The 21,432-nt window shown below is 33.9% G+C and carries 20 protein-coding genes; 8 read left to right on the top strand and 12 right to left on the bottom strand.

Going from position 1 to position 21,432, the window contains the following annotated elements; translation table 11 throughout:
• Nucleotides 1–62 precede the first annotated feature (62 nt).
• The 5 genes from EDB96_RS12155 to hutH form a co-directional block, all read right to left on the bottom strand.
• On the bottom strand, nt 63–695 hold the full coding sequence (locus tag EDB96_RS12155) for a hypothetical protein (RefSeq protein ID WP_134141055.1): 633 nt from the start codon (nt 693–695) through the stop codon (nt 63–65).
• A 190-nt stretch (nt 696–885) separates the two neighbouring features.
• A complete protein-coding gene (locus EDB96_RS12150; protein WP_134141052.1) occupies nt 886–1,086 on the bottom strand; it encodes a hypothetical protein in 201 nt (66 codons plus the stop codon).
• A gap of 273 nt (nt 1,087–1,359) precedes the next feature.
• Nucleotides 1,360–2,691: an inorganic phosphate transporter gene (locus EDB96_RS12145; RefSeq protein ID WP_134141050.1), complete on the bottom strand. Its 1,332-nt coding sequence runs from the start codon at nt 2,689–2,691 to the stop codon at nt 1,360–1,362.
• 30 nt (nt 2,692–2,721) lie between these two features.
• Nucleotides 2,722–3,366 (bottom strand): DUF47 domain-containing protein, encoded by a 645-nt coding sequence (locus tag EDB96_RS12140; protein WP_057118584.1) that lies wholly within the window; start codon nt 3,364–3,366, stop codon nt 2,722–2,724.
• Between the two features lie 48 nt (nt 3,367–3,414).
• Nucleotides 3,415–4,929 carry a histidine ammonia-lyase gene (hutH, locus tag EDB96_RS12135; RefSeq protein WP_134141048.1) on the bottom strand — a complete coding sequence of 505 codons (1,515 nt, stop codon included), beginning with the start codon at nt 4,927–4,929 and terminating at the stop codon, nt 3,415–3,417.
• A 641-nt stretch (nt 4,930–5,570) separates the two neighbouring features.
• On the opposite strand from hutH, the gene thrA reads away from it, so the two are divergent.
• The 3 genes from thrA to thrC all read left to right on the top strand — a co-directional run bounded on the left by thrA (nt 5,571) and on the right by thrC (nt 10,766).
• Entirely contained in the window at nt 5,571–8,018 is a 2,448-nt protein-coding gene (gene thrA / locus EDB96_RS12130) for a bifunctional aspartate kinase/homoserine dehydrogenase I (protein WP_134141046.1), read from the top strand.
• A gap of 160 nt (nt 8,019–8,178) precedes the next feature.
• The gene (locus EDB96_RS12125; protein ID WP_134141044.1) at nt 8,179–9,102 is read left to right on the top strand and encodes a homoserine kinase; all 924 of its coding nucleotides are present in this window, start codon (nt 8,179–8,181) and stop codon (nt 9,100–9,102) included.
• Nucleotides 9,103–9,476: 374 nt separating this feature from the next.
• On the top strand, nt 9,477–10,766 hold the full coding sequence (thrC, locus tag EDB96_RS12120; RefSeq protein WP_134141042.1) for a threonine synthase: 1,290 nt from the start codon (nt 9,477–9,479) through the stop codon (nt 10,764–10,766).
• Between the two features lie 47 nt (nt 10,767–10,813).
• Here thrC and EDB96_RS12115 read toward each other — a convergent pair whose 3' ends face one another.
• The 3 genes from EDB96_RS12115 to EDB96_RS12105 form a co-directional block, all read right to left on the bottom strand.
• Entirely contained in the window at nt 10,814–11,818 is a 1,005-nt protein-coding gene (locus tag EDB96_RS12115) for a macro domain-containing protein (protein WP_243839339.1), read from the bottom strand.
• A gap of 28 nt (nt 11,819–11,846) precedes the next feature.
• Nucleotides 11,847–12,476, bottom strand: a complete 630-nt coding sequence (locus tag EDB96_RS12110; RefSeq protein ID WP_134141038.1) for a DUF4433 domain-containing protein — start codon at nt 12,474–12,476, stop codon at nt 11,847–11,849.
• A 179-nt stretch (nt 12,477–12,655) separates the two neighbouring features.
• Nucleotides 12,656–13,048 (bottom strand): helix-turn-helix domain-containing protein, encoded by a 393-nt coding sequence (locus tag EDB96_RS12105; protein WP_134141036.1) that lies wholly within the window; start codon nt 13,046–13,048, stop codon nt 12,656–12,658.
• A 206-nt stretch (nt 13,049–13,254) separates the two neighbouring features.
• Here EDB96_RS12105 and EDB96_RS12100 point away from each other — a divergent pair, with 206 nt between their 5' ends.
• The 3 genes from EDB96_RS12100 to EDB96_RS12090 all read left to right on the top strand — a co-directional run bounded on the left by EDB96_RS12100 (nt 13,255) and on the right by EDB96_RS12090 (nt 15,097).
• Nucleotides 13,255–13,722: a hypothetical protein gene (locus tag EDB96_RS12100; protein ID WP_134141034.1), complete on the top strand. Its 468-nt coding sequence runs from the start codon at nt 13,255–13,257 to the stop codon at nt 13,720–13,722.
• 56 nt (nt 13,723–13,778) lie between these two features.
• Nucleotides 13,779–14,366, top strand: a complete 588-nt coding sequence (locus tag EDB96_RS12095; RefSeq protein ID WP_134141032.1) for a hypothetical protein — start codon at nt 13,779–13,781, stop codon at nt 14,364–14,366.
• Nucleotides 14,367–14,590: 224 nt separating this feature from the next.
• Complete coding sequence (locus EDB96_RS12090; protein ID WP_134141030.1) at nt 14,591–15,097, top strand: GNAT family N-acetyltransferase; 507 nt, start codon at nt 14,591–14,593, stop codon at nt 15,095–15,097.
• Between the two features lie 202 nt (nt 15,098–15,299).
• Here EDB96_RS12090 and EDB96_RS12085 read toward each other — a convergent pair whose 3' ends face one another.
• Nucleotides 15,300–15,872, bottom strand: a complete 573-nt coding sequence (locus EDB96_RS12085) for a Crp/Fnr family transcriptional regulator (protein WP_057118596.1) — start codon at nt 15,870–15,872, stop codon at nt 15,300–15,302.
• Between the two features lie 240 nt (nt 15,873–16,112).
• On the opposite strand from EDB96_RS12085, the gene EDB96_RS12080 reads away from it, so the two are divergent.
• Complete coding sequence (locus tag EDB96_RS12080) at nt 16,113–17,222, top strand: polysaccharide lyase family 1 protein (protein WP_134141028.1); 1,110 nt, start codon at nt 16,113–16,115, stop codon at nt 17,220–17,222.
• A gap of 396 nt (nt 17,223–17,618) precedes the next feature.
• Here the strand turns inward: EDB96_RS12080 and EDB96_RS12075 are convergent, their stop codons facing one another.
• The 3 genes from EDB96_RS12075 to EDB96_RS12065 form a co-directional block, all read right to left on the bottom strand.
• Entirely contained in the window at nt 17,619–18,002 is a 384-nt protein-coding gene (locus tag EDB96_RS12075) for a DUF3037 domain-containing protein (protein ID WP_134141026.1), read from the bottom strand.
• On the bottom strand, nt 17,992–18,774 hold the full coding sequence (locus EDB96_RS12070; protein ID WP_134141024.1) for a HipA family kinase: 783 nt from the start codon (nt 18,772–18,774) through the stop codon (nt 17,992–17,994). Before EDB96_RS12070 ends, EDB96_RS12075 begins: the two co-directional genes overlap by 11 nt.
• Before the next feature lie 302 nt (nt 18,775–19,076).
• Nucleotides 19,077–19,934, bottom strand: a complete 858-nt coding sequence (locus tag EDB96_RS12065) for an NAD(P)H-hydrate dehydratase (protein WP_134141022.1) — start codon at nt 19,932–19,934, stop codon at nt 19,077–19,079.
• Between the two features lie 234 nt (nt 19,935–20,168).
• Here EDB96_RS12065 and gcvT point away from each other — a divergent pair, with 234 nt between their 5' ends.
• Nucleotides 20,169–21,251 carry a glycine cleavage system aminomethyltransferase GcvT gene (gene gcvT / locus EDB96_RS12060; RefSeq protein WP_134141020.1) on the top strand — a complete coding sequence of 361 codons (1,083 nt, stop codon included), beginning with the start codon at nt 20,169–20,171 and terminating at the stop codon, nt 21,249–21,251.
• The last annotated feature ends 181 nt before the right edge of the window (nt 21,252–21,432 follow it).

The following is a 21,432-nucleotide window of genomic DNA, read 5'->3' as shown; positions in this document are numbered from 1 at the left end:
AAAAACTCAAACTAATAAGCACTTTTATTAATTTGAGTTTTATATAATTAAATATTCTGAAACTATTTTTTTGCTTTGATTTGATAAGGTGGATTCGCCATTCTCTTTACCATCCAAAACAAACAAATTATAGTTAAAACAATTGTTATAATCAAAAATGGATAATACCCTACCGTTTTTGCTATTTTTTCAAACAAATAAACATACCATTTCACAATTCTTGTACGCTTTGATTCGTAATCTTGAACACCATAAGCAAGCCAGGTAAACAAACCTCCTACCACTGCTACAAATAAAGTTACTAATCCAGGTGAAACGGCAGCCTGCATTGCGGTAAGTTGTTTTTCTTCTCTTTTAAAACCTAATGCTTTGAATTGTTCTTTAATCGATTTTTCGGCTTCTTTAGCTATATCAACATTTTGAAAATCGATGGTTTCATAAGATGTACTTCCTTCCTTTGATACACCAAACATAATATGAGAATCATTTCCTACTTCAAATTCGTATTCTACTACATCTTTCACATTTATAATTGATTCAAATTCAGAAGGTTTAAACACCTCTTTATCTATTCTTTCAATGTTTAAATCAGCATTTTCTTTAGTAATATTTCCAATTATATATTCTCCATAAATTAAAACCACATTTCCATCTAGACCATTAAGGATGATTGGTTTATCAAAAATCTTTTCCATTTTATCTTTTTTAACTGTTATTACGAAAAATCACTACTAAATAATTTTGCGAAGATCTTTTTATTCAATTGCACTAACAGCCTCTAAAAGTTTTTAAAATTTCACTTTAAGACATTTTTCAGCATTCCTTTTGACAAAAAAAACCGATTTCAAATTGAAATCGGTTTCTCTATATAAAAAAATCAACATTTTATCTAAAATAAGGCCAGACAAAATCATCGGCACTTCCTGTTTTGGACCAAGCCGTTTTCCAACCCGAGAAAATCCATTTACCATCTATTAACACATAAGTAATGATATCGCCAGAAGTATTTCCCGCACTGACATAATATACGCGTGCCTGGTAACGTGAATATGTCAAAACTTTTTTTGAAGCTTTTCCATTTATCATTGAGCTTACTTCTTTTGGTAGTAGAAATTCTTTTTCATGTTGCCAAGTCAAATATTCACATTTTGCGATTGAGAAAAGCCAAAAGGAGAACAAAGATATAACGGCTACAATTGTTATGAGTTTAAGTAGTTTCACTTTATAATAGCGTTAAGTAAGTTTTGTTTTATAAAAATAATATTTTTCAAATAAAAAAAGCTAGTTCAATAAAGAACTAGCTTTCATATATATTGTTCAAATATGATTTACATCTCACATTTTACAAAAAACATTTTATTAAATAAACACGCTTAATATAAAATAAACCAACCCTGCCAAAATAGCTGAAATCGGAATCGTTAATATCCAAGCCCAGATTAAACTTACGGTAACTCCCCAGCGAACTGCAGATACACGTTTTGTTAATCCAACACCAATGATTGAACCTGTAATGGTATGCGTTGTACTTACCGGGATTTTTAAATGCTCTGTAAAATAAAGCGTTAAAGCACCAGCAGTTTCAGCAGCAACTCCTTCAAATGAACTTACTTTTGTGATTTTAGAACCCATTGTTTTCACAATTTTCCATCCACCACTCAAAGTTCCCGCTGCAATTGCAGAATAACAGGCTAACGGAATCCAGCTTGGCATTACACCTTTAATGCCTGCATCATCGTTTGGAAGCACAACATCTAACCAAGCGTCCATATGCACTCCTGGATTTGTATTGATATATACCGCAACCGCAGCAGCGATAATACCCATTACTTTTTGAGAATCATTTCCCCCGTGTCCTAAACTAAATGCAGCAGAAGATAATAATTGCATTTTTTTCAAAGCTGCATCTGCTTGATGTAGATTTAAGCTGCTAAATATTAAACAAAAAGCACTAACAGTTAGGATGATAAAAGCAACCAAAAACCATTTAATGTTATGAGCCTCAAAAGCTACACTCCAAAAATGAGAATCAAATCTTGGTTTTTCTATTTCAGAATATGGTACCATTTGACTGTAAACAAACCAAATAGTAGCAATCATTAAAACTACAGTGAAAATTTTAGGACCAATACTTTTACGAGAAGCATTTAACAACCAAATCGAAATTAAATATGAAGCTAAAGCTCCTAATAATGGTGCAAGAACAATAAAGGCAATAATAATAAGAACACCCGAAGGCATTGCTCCGTCTTTTCCAGCTTTGTACCAGCTTACAATTTCATACCAATAATGTGTTGTTCCATCTTCACCAACATAACCTGAGAAACCATGAACTGCAATAGCATGTGCTACAGCTGCTCCAGCAAAACCTCCAATTAATGTATGTGAAGAACTTGAAGGAATTCCAAGCCACCAAGTCAATAAATTCCAGCAAATTGCTGCAATTACACCGGCTAGAATTACAACCAGGTTAATTTCCATTGTGTGCGCTGTTTTAGCAACAGTATCTGCAACACCAAATCCGAAAACCCAATAAGCTAGAAAGTTAAAAAATGCTGCCCAAAGAACGGCCTGAAAAGGCGTCAAGACCTTTGTAGCAACAACAGTCGCTATAGCATTTGCTGCATCATGAAAACCATTGATGTAATCAAAAATTAAAGCTAATACTATAATTAATATAAGTAGCGTCATAAAGTTATAACTTCAGAATGAAAAATTGAATTAAGAATGTTTTACAGAAATAGATTCTAGTATATTCGCAACACTCTTACATTTGTCTGTTGCTGATTCTAAAACAGATAACACCTCTTTATATTTAATAATATTTTTAGCGTCTGTTTCGTTTTCAAAAATTTCAAAAACTGCTTTGTTATAAACGTTATCAGACTTGTTTTCTAGTTTGTTGATTCTAGTACAAGCATCTTTAATGACTTTGAAATTCTGTAAATTTCTCAATTCTTTTACCGCGCTGTCAATGTTTTGACAAGCTTCAAGATTAATTTCTGTCATCTTTCTGATAGATTTTGTAATCTTATCAACTTGATACAGTCTCATACGGCTTGCAGCACCGTGTAGGTAATCTGCAACGTTGTCAATAGAAGTAATTAAGGTGTGAATATCTTCTCTATCAAATGGTGTAATAAAGTTTCTACTCAATTCCAAATTGGTTTGACGAGTAATGTCTTCACCTCTTTGCTCTAGTTCGTCAATTTTTTGAAAAAGAACTTCTCTTTCTTTTAATGGTAAATTTACAGCTTCGTGTAAGTTAGAAGCTAATTCAATTAAATTGCTTGAAGCCTCTTCAAAAAGTGGAAAGAATTTTTTGTCTTTCGGCACTAAAAATTGGAAAATACTGTTTATTGACATTGTTTTATTTTTGATAGTGCAAAATTACTTCAATAATATTTTGCAATGTTAAGCCATTGTTAACAAATCGTTTTCTATTTGGAAACTCTCCAAGAATAAAACCGTGTTTTCTATGTCATTATGTAAGATTCTATCTTCTTTGACCAAAGGCACAACTTCTCTATAGCTATTCAAAAACATTTCGATAAAATCACTTGATTTTAGAGGCTCTCTATACGCAATTGCCTGCGAAGCATTCAATAATTCGATTGCCAAAATACGCTCTAAATTATCTAAAACACGTAAGGCTTTTGTTGCTCCGTTGGCTCCCATGCTCACATGATCTTCCTGTCCGTTGCTCGAAACAATGCTGTCAACGCTTGATGGAGTTGCCAATTGCTTGTTTTGACTTGCAATACTTGCAGCAGTATATTGTGGAATCATGAAACCTGAATTTAATCCTGGATTATCTACCAAAAATGCAGGAAGATTACGCTGTCCAGAAATTAATTGGTAAGTTCTTCTTTCAGAAATACTTCCTAATTCTGCTAAAGCAATTGCCATAAAATCAAGAGCTAAAGCTAAAGGCTGACCGTGGAAATTTCCGCCGGAAATAATCTGATCCGCTTCTATAAATATATTAGGATTGTCTGTAACCGAGTTGATTTCGGTCTTGAAAACCTTTCTAACATAATCAATCGCATCTTTCGAAGCGCCGTGAACCTGAGGCATACAACGGAAAGAATACGGATCCTGAACGTGTTTCTTTTCTTGAGCGATAATTTCACTTCCTTCTAAAAACTCATTAATACGCTGTGCGGTTACAATTTGTCCTTTATGCGGACGTATATAATGTATCAATTCGTTGAATGGCTCAATTCTTCCATCAAAACCTTCCAAAGAAATAGTTCCAATTAAATCTGCCAGATACGAATATTTGTAGGCTTTAATTAAAATATGAGCTCCGTATGCACTCATAAACTGGGTTCCGTTTAATAAAGCCAAGCCTTCTTTTGACTGCAGAACAATTGGTTCCCAATTAAAATGTTTCAAAACTTCTGCTGAAGCTGTTTTTTTCCCTTCAAAAAGCACCACTCCTTCTCCTATTAAAGGTAAAGATAAATGTGCTAAAGGTGCTAAATCTCCAGAAGCTCCCAGCGAACCTTGAGTATAAATTATAGGTAAAATATCATTGTTGTAGAAATCTACTAAACGCGCCAAAGTTTTCAATTGAACACCAGAATGTCCATAACTTAAAGATTGGATTTTTAGCAAAAGCATCATCTTCACAATTTCAGACGGCACTTCTTCTCCTGTTCCGCACGCATGAGATTTTACTAAGTTTTCCTGAAGCTTAGATAAGTTTTCATTAGAAATCTTTACATTACAAAGTGATCCAAAACCTGTATTGATTCCGTAAATTGGCTCAGAATGTGATGCCATTTTCTTATCAAGATAATCACGACATTTTTGAACGTTTACTTTAGCTTCTTCAGATAATTCAAGTGTTTTATTATAAGATAAAATTTCTTGTAAGGTTTCTAAAGTGATAGTTTCAGTACTTATATAGTGGATTTCTCTCATGACGGTTTTAAATTTAAGATGTCAAAATTCAACAAATCAATATTAAAAAGCAACATTTTATCACAATAATTAAAATTTGAACAAATGCGATGAGATGCTTTTAACTTTTATTCAATTTTAAAAATCTGGCTTTTCACTGCTTTTTAATCATCTTTTCATTAAAAATCAATTCATTGTAAAGGCGTTATTGTAGAAAACTGCCTCTTGAAATATGTCAAAACCTCAATTTAGCATATTTAATTTTAACAAATACTCAATATTGAATTATTGAGATTTGAATTATTAAAATATTCGCAAAAAAGCTTTAAGAGTTTTTAATAGCCCTAAAAAACTGTACTTTTGAAAAATCAAAAATGAAAAGTAACAGCGTAAAATATCAATCTACAATGACAACTCCAACTCGAGTTGCAATTGCTGCTACCATTATTTCTACTACAACAACTACTACCCCTTAGGGGTATACATTTTTACATATAATCCTAGGTTACCTATACTTTTTTCTTGAAAGAAGAGAGTTATTGGATACATAAAAAACATTTACAAAAAGAAAAAAAAGTCGCAGTTTTCAGTTTCAGTTCACAGTTATAATCTTTGAACCTTTGTTACTTAAAATCTTTGCACCTTATTAAAAAATATCAAAAATGAAAGTATTAAAATTTGGCGGAACTTCGGTTGCCAATGCTCAAAATATAAAACTCGTTCTCGAAATTATTAATCAAAAAGCTAAAAATGAAAGACTAGTTGTCGTAGTTTCTGCCCTTAGTAAAGTAACTGATTTACTGCAGTTGGCTGCCGCAAAAGCCGCTGCAAATGATGAAGATTTTAGAAATATTGTTGCCGAAATCGAGAAAAAACATCTTGACACTCTTAAAGAACTTATTCCAGTAAGCGAACAAAGCAGTTTGCTAAGCCACGTAAAAAGAATTATCAATCACTTAGAAACGCTTTTAGACGGTTGTTTTTTATTAGGCGAATTATCTCCAAGAACTGCCGATACTATTTTAAGTTTTGGTGAATTACTTTCATCTTATATTATCGCGCAGGCTTATCAGCAAATTGACAAAAATGCAGCTTACAAAGACAGCCGTGAATTAATAAAAACAAATGCCGATTTCGGAAAAGCAGTTGTTAACTTCGAAGTTTCAAACAAATTGATTCAGGAATATTTTGCATCGAATGAATCAAATATCAATATTTTACCTGGTTTTATTGCGCAGACTTTAGATGGAATTACTTCGACTTTAGGGCGCGGCGGATCTGATTATACTGCCGCAATTATCGCGGGAGCATTAGACGCGGACCAATTGGAAATCTGGACTGATGTAAACGGAATGTTTACTGCAAATCCAAAAATTGTAAAGCAGGCACAGCCAATTGCAAACATCTCGTATCAGGAAGCGATGGAATTATCGCATTTTGGTGCTAAAGTTTTGTATCCGCCAACAATTCAGCCGGTTTTAAGAAAAAACATTCCGATTCTGATCAAAAATACATTTGAACCAGAAGCAGAAGGAACTTTAATTTCAGATCGTGTTTTAACAAAAGACACAGTTGTAAAAGGAATCAGCCATATTGATCATATTTCACTTCTGACTCTTGAAGGTCCTGGAATGATTGGAGTTGCGGGTTCGTCACGACGTTTGTTTGAAGTATTGTCTCAGGAAAAAATCAACGTTATTTTTATTACTCAGGCTTCTTCTGAACACTCTATTTGTATCGGAATTTTAAATTCGGATGCTGATAATGCCGAAGCTGCGATTAACAGAGCTTTTGAAATCGAAATTTCTCAGAATAAAATCGATCCTTGTTATGTAGAAAAAGATCTTTGCATTATTGCTTTGGTGGGCGAAAACATGAAAAACCACCAAGGATTGAGCGGCAGAATGTTCAGCACTTTAGGAAAAAACAACGTAAATATCCGTGCGATTGCGCAAGGTGCTTCTGAGAGAAATATCTCGACTGTAATTAACGAAAGAGACGTTAAAAAAGCATTGAATACACTGCATGAAAATTTCTTTGAAGAAAACACAAAACAGCTGAACCTATTTGTAATGGGAGTTGGAAATGTGGGTGAAAAATTCATCGAACAAATTCACAGCCAGAAGAAATTCTTAAAAGACAATTTGAAAATTAATGTCCGCGTAATTGCGTTATCAAATTCAAGAAAAATGCTTTTTGATGAAGACGGAATTTCATTAAAAGAATGGCAGTCGGCTTTAGATAACGGCGAAACTGCAAACGCAGCAGATTTTATCGCTCGTGCGAAAGAACTAAATTTACGTAACAGTATTTTTGTGGATATTACAGCAAATGCAAGTGTTTCTGAAACATACGAGCAATTCTTAAAACAAAGTATGGCGGTTGTAACCTGCAACAAAATTGCGTGTTCATCTGCTTACGACAATTATAAAAAACTAAAAAGCTTATCACGCCAGTACAACGCTCCGTTTTTGTTTGAAACGAATGTTGGTGCGGGACTGCCAATTATAGACACCGTAAAAAACTTAATTGCTTCTGGCGATAAAGTGCATAAAATTCAAGCGGTTTTATCGGGAAGTTTGAACTTCATTTTCAACAATTTTGATAAAGACAATTCTTTCCACGATGTGGTAAAAGAAGCTGGAGTTCAAGGTTTCACAGAACCAGATCCAAAAATTGACTTAAGCGGAATCGACGTAGCGCGTAAAATCTTGATTCTTATTCGCGAAAGCGGTTACGAAATGGATATTGACGCCATCGCAAACGAATCGTTTTTGCCAGCAGAATGTTTAGCAACAACAAACAACGAAGATTTCTTTGCATCGTTAATCAAACACGCTGCTCATTTTGAAGGTATTTACAACGAAGCTCTAGCCAAAGATTCAAGATTGAAATACGTAGCACAATTCGAAAACGGAAAAGCAAGTGTTGGCCTGCAATTCATCCCAAAAGATCATCCTTTCTACAATTTGGAAGGAAAAGATAATATCGTTCTTTTCTACACCGATCGTTACGTAGATCAGCCTTTATTAATCAAAGGAGCCGGAGCTGGAGCAGCAGTAACAGCATCAGGAATTTTTGCTGACGTAATCCGTATCGGAAATGTGTAATATTTATTAGCCGCTAAGACGCAAAGGCGCTAAGTTTTTAAGTTTTTTAAGCTCAGAAACTAATTCTTAATAATAAAAAAACTTAGCGCCTTAGTGCCTTCGTGGCAAAAAAAAATAAAAACTTTGTGACTTTGTGCCTTCGTGGCAAAACCAACCAAAAATGAAAGAAATAAAATTATTCTGTCCCGCTACAATTGCAAACCTCTCATGCGGATTTGACGTACTTGGACTTTGCTTAGACAATGCGGGCGATGAAATGATTGTTCGAAAAGTAGATCAAAAAGGAGTTCGAATCACAAAAATTGTGGGTGCCGATTTGCCTTTAGAAACCGAGAAAAACGTTTCTGGAGTTGCAGCTTTGGCAATGCTTGAAACTCTAGACGAACTAGATTTTGGATTCGAAATTGAAATTTACAAAAATATCAAAGCCGGAAGCGGAATCGGAAGCAGTGCTGCAAGTTCTGCCGGAGCGGTTTTCGGAATTAATGAATTATTAGGAAGACCTTATTCTCGTAAAGATTTGGTTCAGTTTGCCATGCAGGGCGAAAAATTAGCCAGCGGCAACGCACATGCCGACAACGTTGCTCCTGCCCTTTTAGGCGGATTTACTTTGGTGAGAAGTTATGCTCCGCTAGATATTATTAGAATTGATAGTCCAGAGGAATTATACGCAACGGTGGTTCACCCGCAGATTGAATTGAAAACGTCTGATGCTCGTTCGGTTTTAAAACAAAATGTTTCCCTAAAAAGCGCCATTATGCAATGGGGAAATTTAGGCGGACTGGTTGCAGGTCTTTACACCAAAGATTACGATTTGATCGGAAGATCGCTTCATGACGAAATCGTTGAACCTTTAAGAAGTGTTTTAATTCCAGGTTTCGATTTAATCAAACAAACGGCTTATGAAAACGGCGCTTTAGGTTCTGGAATTTCAGGTTCTGGCCCATCAATTTTCGCACTAAGCAGAGGAAAAGAAACCGCAGACCAAATCGCAAAAGCCATGAGCGAAGTGTACGAAAAAATGAGTTTACCTTATGAAATTCACGTTTCGAAAATAAACCCTGATGGAGTAAGAATTCTTTAATTCAATTAAAAATTAAAAATTTAGAATTTAGAATTAAAAATAAATACGTAGCGTTTGTCAGGCTGAGCGAAGTCGAAGCCAACGCAAGGTATAAACACAAAGCATAACAATCCAGTTTGTCATTTCGAGGAACGAGAAATCGCACTAGTTTGTCGACAAAGATTGGCGAATTTCAATTCGGAGTTTCGAGTGCGATTTCTCCTTTCAGTCGAAATGACAAAATTTATGTCTACACTTTGCGGGGCTTCGACTTCGCTCAGCCTGACAAAAGCAAAACATAATTGAAAATATAAATTATTGGAATTTGGAATTTTAAAAATTTGGAATTTGCTTCCCATTTCTAAAATCTAAAATCTAAAATCTAAAATATCAAAATGAAATACTACAGTTTAAACCACAATGCCCCAAAAGTTTCTTTTCAAGAAGCTGTTATACAAGGATTAGCGAGTGACAAAGGATTATATTTCCCAGAAAGCATCACGGCTTTAGATCCTTCATTTTTTGATAAAATTGAAAGTTTAAGCCACGAAGAAATTGCTTATGAAGCGATTAAACAATTTGTAGGCGATGAAATCCCAGCAGAAAAACTAAAAGAAATTATTGTGGAAACTTTAGTTTTTGATTTTCCTGTTGTGAAAGTCGAAGACGGAATCTATTCGTTAGAATTATTTCACGGGCCAACAATGGCGTTTAAAGACGTTGGAGCACGTTTTATGTCTCGTTGTTTGGGCTATTTCAATAAAGATAAAAAAGATGCTAAAAACACCGTTTTAGTAGCGACTTCTGGAGATACAGGTGGAGCCGTTGCAAGCGGATTTCTTGGCGTTGACGGCGTTGATGTTGTCATTTTATATCCGTCTGGAAAAGTGAGCGATATTCAGGAAAAACAATTGACGACTTTAGGACAAAATATTAAAGCACTTGAAGTGGATGGCGTTTTTGACGATTGCCAGGATATGGTGAAAAAAGCGTTTTTAGATGAAACTTTGGCGCACAAAAACCTGACTTCGGCAAACTCGATTAATATTGCACGCTGGTTACCGCAAATGTTTTATTTCTTCTTTGCTTACAAAGCGTTGAAAAGCCAAAACAAACCTTTAGTTTTCTCTTGCCCAAGCGGAAACTTCGGGAATATCTGCGCTGGAATTATGGCAAAGAAATTAGGTTTGCCAATTGAACATTTCGTTGCATCTACAAATGTAAACGACACGGTGCCAAGATTTTTAGAAAACGGAAAATACGATCCGAAACCTTCTAAAGCCACAATCTCTAACGCCATGGACGTTGGAAACCCAAGTAACTTTATTAGAATTCAGGAATTGTACAATAACGATTTAAAAGCTTTCGAAAAAGATTTCTCTTCTTACAGTTATACTGACGAAGAAACGCTTGAAGCTCTAAAGAAAATTTATAACACAGACGGTTACATTGCAGAACCTCACGGCGCTGTGGGTTATTTAGGACTCAAAAAAGAGCTTGAAAAATACCCTAACGCCATTGGTATTTTCTTAGAAACGGCACATCCTATTAAATTTTTAGATGTTGTTGAACCGGCGTTAGGAATTACGCTTCCGATTCCGACACAGATTGAGAGTGTTATGAATGAAGAGAAAGTTAGTGTGAAGATTGGAACTTATGAGGAGTTGAAGAGTTTCTTGGGGTAAAAAAAATAGAAAAAGGCTAAAAATAAATTTCTTAGCCTTTTTCTATTTTAACAATGAATATTATGTTTTTCAAAATTTTTCATTGCAATATTTATAAATTTGGAAAACGTTTTTTTTCTTTCACTCCATTGTTCTAGATGCTGTATTATTGTTTCTTCTGATTTTGTTTTTTTATTTTCAATAATAAAATCAATCGTTGATAATAATTCTAATCCGAAAGAAGAGTAAAATCCATTTAAAAAGCTTTTAGTATTCTCTGCAATTTCTTTGTATTTTTTATTCTCAGGTAAATTTAAAAAATCTATAATTTCATTTTCAGTATTAGCTCTAAGTGCTATTTCTTCAAATGGCTTTTTATCTTTAGAACTATATCCCGTTATATAACTTCCATTCAAATAATACAATACATGTTTTACTTTCCCAGAATATGGACCATAAAAATTTGCTGAAAATTCTAATTTAAAATTGTCTTTTGCTCCAAATTTTTGCAAAAAGTAGGCTATTTTCTCAGCAGCAAATTCTGAGACAAATTCCCCATTTCTAACCAATTCAAAAAGAACAGACAATAGCATTGCCCTTGCGGGAGTTAACTTAACCCTTTCTTTTTTTAAAACTTCTTCTATGGCATCATTCGGTTGAAAAATTGTTATTTCAGAATCTACATCCTTTAAATAATATTTCATTAATCGACTGACTTTATCCCAATCTAAACCGCCATTTCCTGCTCCTAATGGCGGAATCGCAATAGATTTAATATTTCTATCCTTTATAACATTCACAAGTTCTATCATACCTTTTTCTATGTAGCTATACTCCGAAGGCTTTCTCCAATCAGTCTTGGTTGGAAAATTTATAATTATTTTTTTTCCTCCAAGTAATGATTCTTCCTCAGTTACTAATAGTTCTCCTATATGAAACTCATTGTTCTTACACGCCTTTGCGTAGATTTTATAATTATTTGGAAATTGATTTTTAAATTGCAATGCAATTCCTTTACCCATAACGCCAACTGTGTTCACAGTATTTACTAACGCTTGAGCATCGCTATCCAATAGGTTCCCTTTTATAAACTTGAGCATATTAAAAATAGTATTCGCTTTTTATTAAAATTTTATCATTTGGTATTCCTAATTGCAAAAGTCTATTTTTTGCATTTTGATTATAAACTGCATATAATCCGATCGCCTCATAAGGAATATCATTTTCAACAAGAAATTCCGCTTCTTTTCTTCTTTTTTTATCTAAATCCTTAGGATCATTCCAATATGGATCTTTTATAACCTTTAAATCAATAATTTCATCAATAGTTGAAATTTCATTTGGAAGATGAAAACTACTCAAACAATTTACTGCATGACCATCTGTAAAAATATAATCTAATTTAAAGCTTATTATTTGAGCAACAGATGTTATACAATAAATTATGTTTTCTGCTGAAGTCGCTTGAACTCCATTAAATCCATTTTGTATAACATATAGCATTGGCATCCTACACCAAAAATAAAAAGGTATATAGTCCTTTAATGTTTTCCCATTAATATGGATAGGAAATGAATTACGGTTACTAATTAAACTCCCATCTCCAATCGCTTTGTAATTTTTATTAGCGTTAATCGAATTTATTTTAGTGATTCCATATTCCAACACATGTTCCATATTATCAATATGTAACATCCGAAAAAGATAAATTTTATTTAAATCAGTCACCATATTAGAATTTCATCAAACGTACTTAATTCAGTTTACTTTTCAAAGAAACTTTACAATGGATTTAAAATATTGCAAAAAATATTCAACAGCAGAGAAATCTAGTAATATAAAAATATTTACAACCACGCACGAGCGTCTCAGTTGCGCACGCAAAGGTTGACAAATTAAAAATTAAAACGTTATTTCCCATTCAATAATTTCTCTAAATATTCAACTTTATCTTTTTCAGCCTGCACCAAACGTTCGTAAAGTTCAACAACTTTATCTAAAGGACTAAAAGTACAATTTGTTGCAAAAATACTTCCTGTGGTAACAATATTATCATGAAAACTATTAAAGTAATTAATAACTCCTTCTTCCGAAAAGTTTTTAATGGCGTCAACAGAAACTTCCAGAGCTTTTGCAATCTCAATTAGTTTTTGTTCGTCTACAGTTTCGCTGTTTTCAATAGCCGAAATGGTCTGCTGATTTGTTCCTAAAGCCTGTGCCAGTGCTTCCTGTTTCATATCTTTAAGCTCTCTGATACGGCTTATATTTCTGCCGATATGTTTTGGTTTTATTGCTGTACTCATAATTCAAAGATATTTAAAATTCTGAAACGAAAATAGATTTCGGTAAAAAACAAGATTTTTTTGTAAGATACGCTTTTCATAATTTTTACAAATTATCGTCAATCAAGCTTACAATTCTAGAAATGTAAAAATACTTTCTCAATGGCTTTCTTTTTAAGTTTTGAATAAGTTTAGTATGTTTGATTCAAAAAACAACTAAATTCAATATGGGTACAAACATTGTTCTGATCTTTTTAGTATTAATTATTATTTCTCTTCTCTGTTATCCAAAAATTCAATCCTGGATTGATTACTATAAAGAACAAAGAGCAATAGAATTTAAACAAAAAACAGGTCTTGATTTGTCGTCTCTGTACAGATTATCAGCTCCAAAACCTTATTTAGAAAATTTGATATTAAAACCTGCTGTTTTCTACTTTGATGAAAATAATTTATATCGAATAAAACCGAATGAACCTTTATTTAAATATCCTCTTTCAACAATTATTGAAGCCAGAAGAACTATGATTACTATTAATAATAGAAGAGTCTGGAAAATAATTATTGACAATGCAGGCCAGCAATTAATTTATAAACTGAGAGCTTATAAAAACTTTAGTCTTTTCTTAGATAAAGTAAGGGAAAATCCAAATGCGATTGTAGACAACAGATATATTTGGGGAATATTTGAATGATTAAGAAATCAGGAAGTTTTTGTAGATTCGTTTTTATCTAATGTAAAAATTAAACCATGAAAAAACCATTACTATTATCTTCATTACTTCTCTTAATCTCTTGCCAAAAAAGTGAAAGTAACGACGGGAGTAAAGAAGAACCAAGCGCCTTACAAGAGAAGAGTATTGACATAGGAAGATTTAAAAGTAGAAATGATTTAGTAGATGATTTATATCAGGAACTTGTAAATAAATCTCCTGAACTAAAAACTTTAGAAGATGAATTAAATGAAATAAATCCTAGAGATACTACTGAGATTTTTAATAATTACGACGATAAATCTTATAGTTACTATGGCTCTGCCAAAGGTAACACTGAAGGTATCAGAGATAGTATATTGAAAAAGAAAATTCTAAATTTAATTAGTAAAAGTTCAGATAGATATGATTCTAAAAAAGCTGAAATCGAGAGTCTGGTAACTACTATTAACAAGAAAAGAACTGAAATAACCAATTATCATACTGCTTTGAAAATTGTTTTAACTCTTCCTCTTATAGAAAAATATCAAAACGATCATTTACCTAAAAAATCTCCTTTTGAAAAGGTGATTGAAAAAGAAAATCAATTACTAGAAAAAGTTAAAGAAAATACTCCAAAGTATTAATTGAGGCTAAAGATATTTACATAAAGCAAAAAATCAATTGCCTCCAGCTTTAGCTGGAGGTTTTGTTTTTGCAAACTAAATCGGCTTTAGCCAAAAAACACAAAAGATTAGGCTAAAGCCATTTTCTGCTCTAACTTTGTTCCTCCAGCTAAAGCTGGAGGCAATTCAAATTTTCTCCAGTTAAATCTGGAAAACATTTATATTTATAATACAGTCAGCTTAATATGATTACAAAAGCATTAATCCAAGATATTCCCGCATTAACAACCTTAATCAATTCAGCTTACAGAGGCGAAACTTCTAAAAAAGGCTGGACAACCGAAGCCCATTTATTAGAAGGAAAAAGAACCGACGAACCCGAAATGACTAAAATCTTTCTGGATCCAAAAAATACGATTCTGAAATTTACGGAGGATGACAAGATTATTGGTTCGGTTTTATTGGTTGAAAAAGGACATCAATTGTATTTAGGAATGCTTACGGTTTCGCCAGAACTTCAGAACAGCGGCATCGGAAAAAAGCTTTTGGCTGAAGCCGAAAATCAGGCTAAAACTTTAGGTTTGTCGAGTATTATTATGACCGTTATTTCGGTTCGTGAAGAACTTGTAGCTTGGTACAAACGTCACGGTTATGCTGACACTGGCAAAAGAGAAGCTTTTCCAGAAAGTGATATTCACGTTACGGTTTCTGATGTGCCTTTGGAGTTTATTTATTTGGAGAAAAGCATTTAAGTTTTTTTTGCCGCGAAGGCGCTACGGCACTAAGTTTTTTTTTATTTTAATCTCGCAAAGACGCAGAGTCGCAAAGTTTTTTTTATGCAGTTTCCATACATAAAAAGAGCTATCAAATTGCGCAATTTTCACATAACGTTAGACGCACAGCAGTGCGTCTCTACAAAAAACTTTGCAGCTCTGTCCCTTTGTCCCTTTTAAACTAAGAAACCCTTCTTTTAATCTTTGAGAGAAATTCATGCGAAACTCCCAAATAAGATGACAAATTCTTATTATTAATACTTTGTACTTTTTGCGGATAACGGTCTTTAAAATCTAAGTAGCGTTGTTTTGAGGTTTTATTGAGAACATCCAAAAGTCTTTGTTGAATTGCTACATTGGCGCGTTCGATCATTAGCACATGGAATTGCATGAGTTTTGGAACTTCTTCAAACAATTGTGCTTTCTTGACTTTACTGATAACTAAAATTTCGCTGTCTTCAATAGCTTTAATGTTGTAAGTCGTTGGTTTTTGATGGTAAAAACTTTCGAGATCACACATCCATTCGTTTTCAAAAGAAAAGAAAATTACGGTTTCTGTTCCATTTTCATTTAAGATGTAGGTTTTAAAGGAGCCTTTTAGAATAAATCCTTCATAACTGTTGTTGGAATCTTGTGTCTGCAAAAACTGGTTTTTTTTGAGTTTAATAAGCTCTGCTTTTGAAACAATAATGTTCCATTCTTCATCTGTGAGCGGAACTTTTCTCTCAATGTTTTTTCGTAGTAGGTTGTACATTCTTTTGTGGTTTTTTGTTTAGGAATAAATTTGTTTTTCAATTCACTCTTTATTAGGGGCTTAAAAAATGTAATCGATTACGTAAAAATAGGTTATTTATACACTTTTGTAAATTTTGAACTGTTAAAAAAACATATTTATTAGATTTTTTTACAAAAGTTTGAACTTGTTCAACTTTTTTCGCTCAAATTATAATCAGATTTGTGTTGTTAAACTTTTATAAATAACCAAACTTTAATTATGAAACTACAATCAACACTCTCAATGTTTTTACTAACATTGATTTTCGGATTTACAGCATGTAATTCTGAAGAAATTGCTTCAACAACCACAGAAGCAAGTACTGAAACAACAATTGAAGCTGTAACCACTAATCCAACAGCTAAAATTGGAAACTGTGCTGAAGTTCCTGGATGGGCTTCACAAAACGGAGGCACAACCGGCGGAGGATCATCTGCTGAAACAACTGTAACGACTTACGCACAGTTGAAATCGGCTATTGAAAATACTTCGGTAAAAGTGATCAAAGTTTCTGGAACTATCACAATTACAACAAGATTGTCTTTCCAAGACCAGACTGGAAAAACGATTTACGGAGCAAATGGTGCTAAATTGGTTTCGACTAATCAAACTAAAGATGCTTCTGGAATTATCAACATTAAAAGGTGCAAGAACATCATTATTAGAAATCTAATTTTTGAAGGTCCTGGCGCTTACGATACTGACGGATGGGATAATGCCATTCTAGACGAATGTACTAATGTTTGGGTAGATCACTGCGAATTTAGAGATGGTGTTGACGGAAACTTCGATATCAAAAACAAATCAGATTATATCTCGGTTACCTATTCTAAATTCCATTATTTAAAACCACCAAAAGCGGGAGGTTCTGGAGGATCAGACGATCATAGATATTCTAACTTGATTGGTTCCAGCGACGGTGCAACTGGCGACCGTGGAAAATTGAGAATAACTTTTGCAAGATGCTGGTGGGCTCCAGGCTGTAAAGAAAGAATGCCAAGAGTTCGTTTTGGAAAAGTACATTTGGTAAACAACTTCTTTAACAGTACTGTAAGCAATAAATGTGTTGCTGCAGGTTTTGAAGCTGATATTCGTGTAGAAAGCAACGTTTTTGAAGGTGTAAAAACTCCTATCGATTTAATGACTGGCTTTACTGCCGTAACTGCAACTGACAATGTTTTTACTAACACAACAGGAAATCAAGCCGGAAGCGGTACTGCGTTTACACCTCCATATTCTATTTTAAAATTGGACAAAACTGCTGTTAAGGCTGATATTTCAGCGAATGCAGGAGCAACTTTGGGCGGTAATGTCTGCGGTTCATTTTAAATGACTCTGGATAACAAAATTGAGTTAGTTTAGTTTTTATTTTTTTAAACCATATAAGTGATATAAGATAATTTAAGTTTTAATCTAAATTATATTATATGTTTATATGGTTTTGCTTTTTTGTTTCCCACGAAGGCATAAAAACGCTAAGTTTTTTTAATCTCGCAAAGTCACGAAGTTTATCATAACGCAACCATATAGTTTGTCATTTCGAGGAACGAGAAATCTCCGCGAGAAGCTCTACAAAGATTGGATTCTCTTTACGGAGTTACTTGTGGAGATTTCTCGTTCCTCGAAATGACAAGATTGGGGATAATGCATGAAAAATAAAACTTTGCGACTTTGCGAGATTCCTTTTTAAGCTAAATCTTAAATTATCTTATATAACTTATATGGTTAAAGCACAAGTTCCTGAAACAATCTCTGAATCGTTTTCTCCAAATCCTGACTCAAACCCGGATGAGGTCTTGACGTTTGTATAGCAGAACTCCTAATTGCGGTTAACCATCTAAACCGTTCTGGGATTTCAAACTCGGCAATTGGACCGCCGTCTTTGGCTCCGTTTGTTATTTTTTCTAATGAGGTCAGGTTGCATTCTAATTGTTCAACATCAAAATCGGCTGACAGTGCTTGGATTTTTTCTTTATTGAGATGGAAAAGTACTTTTATAAATTTGGCTTTTTTGCAAAACAAAATGATTCCGATATTCAGGAATTCTTCGCGCTCTACCCTTGGCACAACACGAATTACAGCATATTCGTATAGATGATTATCTTGCATTTTGAGCCTGATTTACAAATATTTCTGAATTCTCTAATCTCGTCTTTAAAAACTGTAAATATACATTTCGCAGTCCTTCTGGTGTTTCATCTGTATCTTCCCATTGCAGCCAGTCAACTGGAATTGTATTGACAATTTCTTCTAAAATTTCTGGTGTTAGAATTGCTTTAAACTCGGCATCGACTTCTTTTAGAAGTGAAGCCTGAGGCAGCAAAACGTGATCTTTGATCAACGCAAACGGACTTTTGGCATGTTGTTCCCAATTGTTCCAAGAATGATGAAAATACAAACATGCTCCATGATCGATCAGCCATAACTCTTTATGCCAGATCAGCATATTGGTATTTTTGAAAGTTCTGTCAACATTCGTGATATAGGCATCCAGCCACACAATCTGCGAAGCTAATTTAGCATCGACAGTTGTTACAACAGGATCAAAAGTTATGGCTCCAGATAAAAAGTGAAGTGCCAGATTTAATCCCTGACTTCCTTGCAGTAAATCCTGAATTTCTTCATCGGCTTCTGTTCTTCCAAATGCTTCATCGAGATTTGCGAATACTAATTCGGGAAGCTGCAGTTTTAAAGCTTTTGCTATTTGTCCACCTACTAATTCGGCTATAAGGGCTTTTACGCCGTGTCCGGCACCCCTGAATTTTAATACGTATTTAAAATCGTCATCGGCTTCTGCTAAAGCGGGTAAAGAACCGCCTTCGCGCAGTGGCGTTATATATCGCATGACATTAACCGTTCTGAGATCGAAATTGTTTTTCATAAATACAAACTTACGGATTTTGATTTTAGATTGCAGAGTGTAGATTTTAGATTTTTTTCAGATTGTAAAATTGTTTTACGTAGATTTCAAATAGATTTAAGCTGATTTTGCTGATTCTCTATTCTTAATTTTACTCTCGCAGGTTCTGCAGATTTATTCATTTTTGTCATCCTGAGCGAAGTCGAAGGAGCGTAAAGATATTCCTCAAAATTTATTCCTTGTTGAGTTACTTGAGTACCCCTCGACTTCGCTCAGGGTGACAAGTAGTTCGATATAATATCAATTGACTAATTGACTAATTTTCAAATTGGCACATTAGCTAATTCCAAAAAAGCTTTTCCTAAATATTTAATAATTGTAGAAGCTGTAAAAGATTCATAGCCCGTTTTTGGCAAGGCTAAATCGGCTGTTAATCCGTGAAGGTAGACGCCAAATTTTGAGGCGTATTTTGGTTCGTAACCTTGGGCGAGAAGACTTGTGAGGATTCCGGTAAGTGTGTCACCGCTTCCTGCTGTTGCCAAGGCTGCGTTTCCAGTTGTATTTTCGTAAACCGAATTTCTATTGATAATGAATGTCGGTGCGCCTTTCATGACGATAATGACTTTATATTTTTCTGAAAAAGCAATCGTTTTTTGAAATTTTTCCGATTCTGAATTCCATTTTCCTATCAAGCGTTCTAATTCTTTTGGATGAGGTGTTAGAATTGTATCTTCTGGAACTAATTCGAGCCAAGATAAATTCTGCGCAATAATATTCAAAGCATCGGCATCGAGAACTAAAGGCACTTTATTAGACCTTAAAAATTCAAATAAAGCTTTTTGAGTTGCCAGCTCCTGTCCTATTCCTGGACCAATTCCGATTGCCTGCGGGATTATGGGTAAATGAATATTGGTAATAAAATTGGTGTTTTCATCAGTAACGGTCATTACTTCTGGAATTGAAATCTGCAAAATTTGATAACCGCATTTGGGTATAAAAGTTGTTACGAGTCCGCAGCCTGTTTTTAGACAGGATTTTGAGGCTAAAACCGCGGCTCCTATTTTGCCATAACTTCCGGCAATAATCACCGCATGACCTTGTGTTCCTTTATGCGCTTTGGAATCTATTGGTTTGTATAACTTCAGAATTTCTTCTTTTGTAATTAAATACGATGATTTCATTTGAATACTTTTATATAATAAAATTACGGAAAAAATCGAAATCATGATTGTTCTTTTGAAACTGTCAGCCCTAGCCCTGATAGAAGCGGTATCCTTTTGTTTTTTTCTTTAAAAAACAAAAGATATAGCGGATAGCAGGAAATAGCTCCTAATCATTGCGAAATTTATAATTTAGAGTATCTTTTTTCGATATTTTTTGAATAAATTTGCGACTGAATTTTATAAAACAACACAATGAAAAATACTGCGCTTACGCACATACATGAAGGTTTAGGAGCAAAAATGCTTCCTTTTGCGGGTTATAATATGCCTATTACTTATGAAGGGGTTAATGCTGAACATGAAACGGTTCGTAATGGTGTGGGCGTTTTTGACGTTTCGCATATGGGTGAATTTTTGTTAACGGGTCCAAATGCTTTGACTTTGATTCAAAAAGTGACTTCAAATGATGCTTCGACTTTGACAATTGGACGAGCGCAATATTCTTGTCTTCCTAATAATGAAGGCGGAATTGTTGACGATTTGATTATTTATAAAATGAAAGAGGAAGAGTATTTACTGGTTGTAAATGCTTCGAACATTGAAAAAGACTGGAACTGGATTTCTTCTCACAATGATTTGGGAGTTGATATGAAAAATGTTTCTGACGATTATTCGTTATTGGCAATTCAAGGCCCGAAAGCGGTTGAAGCTATGCAGTCTTTGACTTCTGTAGATTTGTCTGCGATTACGTACTACCATTTTGAAGTGGGTGATTTTGCTGGTTTTAATGATGTAATTATTTCTGCTACAGGATATACTGGTTCTGGAGGTTTTGAAATTTACTGCAAAAATGCTGATGCAGAAGCAATTTGGAATAAAGTTTTTGAAGCTGGTGCCTCTTTCGGAATTAAACCAATTGGTCTTGCAGCGCGTGATACTTTACGTCTAGAAATGGGATTCTGTTTGTACGGAAATGATATTAATGATACAACTTCTCCACTTGAAGCTGGTTTAGGATGGATTACTAAATTCACAAAAGACTTTACAAATTCTGAGAACTTGAAAAAGCAAAAAGAAGAAGGTGTTTCTAGAAAATTAGTTGCTTTTGAAATGCAGGAACGTGCGGTGCCAAGACACGATTACGAAATCGTAGATGGTTCTGGAGCTGTAATTGGAATTGTAACTTCTGGAACTATGTCGCCTTCTATGAATAAAGGAATTGGTTTAGGATACGTTACAGTACCTAACAGCGCTGTTGACAGTGATATATTTATTAGAATTAGAAAAAATGATGTTCCTGCTAAAGTGGTTAAACTTCCGTTTTACAAGAAATAGTTTTTTTAAAATATATAATTTGAGAATGCATTACTTTTACTAAGTAATGCATTCTTTTTTTGCTTTAAACTGAAATGTATTTGTCAAAAATATCAATTTGTACATTTTGTAGATAAAAACTTTTTGTCGTCGATATTTTAGTAAAAAGACTACTATTTGTGAAAAAATAAGTGTAACTTTA

The organism is Flavobacterium sp. S87F.05.LMB.W.Kidney.N, assembly GCF_004366435.1.
In the GTDB taxonomy this organism is placed as follows: domain Bacteria; phylum Bacteroidota; class Bacteroidia; order Flavobacteriales; family Flavobacteriaceae; genus Flavobacterium.
The sequence above is the reverse complement of the archived record's forward strand: the minus strand, read 5'-3'. Positions and strand labels throughout refer to the sequence as shown.

Bases quoted from the DNA above. Each gene is read 5' to 3' on its own strand.
- EDB96_RS12155 (WP_134141055.1), bottom strand. From the start codon at position 695: ATGGAAAAGATTTTTGATAAACCAATCATCCTTAATGGTCTAGATGGA.
- EDB96_RS12150 (WP_134141052.1), bottom strand. From the start codon at position 1,086: ATGATAAATGGAAAAGCTTCAAAAAAAGTTTTGACATATTCACGTTAC.
- EDB96_RS12145 (WP_134141050.1), bottom strand. From the start codon at position 2,691: ATGACGCTACTTATATTAATTATAGTATTAGCTTTAATTTTTGATTAC.
- EDB96_RS12140 (WP_057118584.1), bottom strand. From the start codon at position 3,366: ATGTCAATAAACAGTATTTTCCAATTTTTAGTGCCGAAAGACAAAAAA.
- hutH (WP_134141048.1), bottom strand. From the start codon at position 4,929: ATGAGAGAAATCCACTATATAAGTACTGAAACTATCACTTTAGAAACC.
- thrA (WP_134141046.1), top strand. From the start codon at position 5,571: ATGAAAGTATTAAAATTTGGCGGAACTTCGGTTGCCAATGCTCAAAAT.
- EDB96_RS12125 (WP_134141044.1), top strand. From the start codon at position 8,179: ATGAAAGAAATAAAATTATTCTGTCCCGCTACAATTGCAAACCTCTCA.
- thrC (WP_134141042.1), top strand. From the start codon at position 9,477: ATGAAATACTACAGTTTAAACCACAATGCCCCAAAAGTTTCTTTTCAA.
- EDB96_RS12110 (WP_134141038.1), bottom strand. From the start codon at position 12,476: ATGGTGACTGATTTAAATAAAATTTATCTTTTTCGGATGTTACATATT.
- EDB96_RS12105 (WP_134141036.1), bottom strand. From the start codon at position 13,048: ATGAGTACAGCAATAAAACCAAAACATATCGGCAGAAATATAAGCCGT.
- EDB96_RS12100 (WP_134141034.1), top strand. From the start codon at position 13,255: ATGGGTACAAACATTGTTCTGATCTTTTTAGTATTAATTATTATTTCT.
- EDB96_RS12095 (WP_134141032.1), top strand. From the start codon at position 13,779: ATGAAAAAACCATTACTATTATCTTCATTACTTCTCTTAATCTCTTGC.
- EDB96_RS12090 (WP_134141030.1), top strand. From the start codon at position 14,591: ATGATTACAAAAGCATTAATCCAAGATATTCCCGCATTAACAACCTTA.
- EDB96_RS12085 (WP_057118596.1), bottom strand. From the start codon at position 15,872: ATGTACAACCTACTACGAAAAAACATTGAGAGAAAAGTTCCGCTCACA.
- EDB96_RS12080 (WP_134141028.1), top strand. From the start codon at position 16,113: ATGAAACTACAATCAACACTCTCAATGTTTTTACTAACATTGATTTTC.
- EDB96_RS12075 (WP_134141026.1), bottom strand. From the start codon at position 18,002: ATGCAAGATAATCATCTATACGAATATGCTGTAATTCGTGTTGTGCCA.
- EDB96_RS12070 (WP_134141024.1), bottom strand. From the start codon at position 18,774: ATGAAAAACAATTTCGATCTCAGAACGGTTAATGTCATGCGATATATA.
- EDB96_RS12065 (WP_134141022.1), bottom strand. From the start codon at position 19,934: ATGAAATCATCGTATTTAATTACAAAAGAAGAAATTCTGAAGTTATAC.
- gcvT (WP_134141020.1), top strand. From the start codon at position 20,169: ATGAAAAATACTGCGCTTACGCACATACATGAAGGTTTAGGAGCAAAA.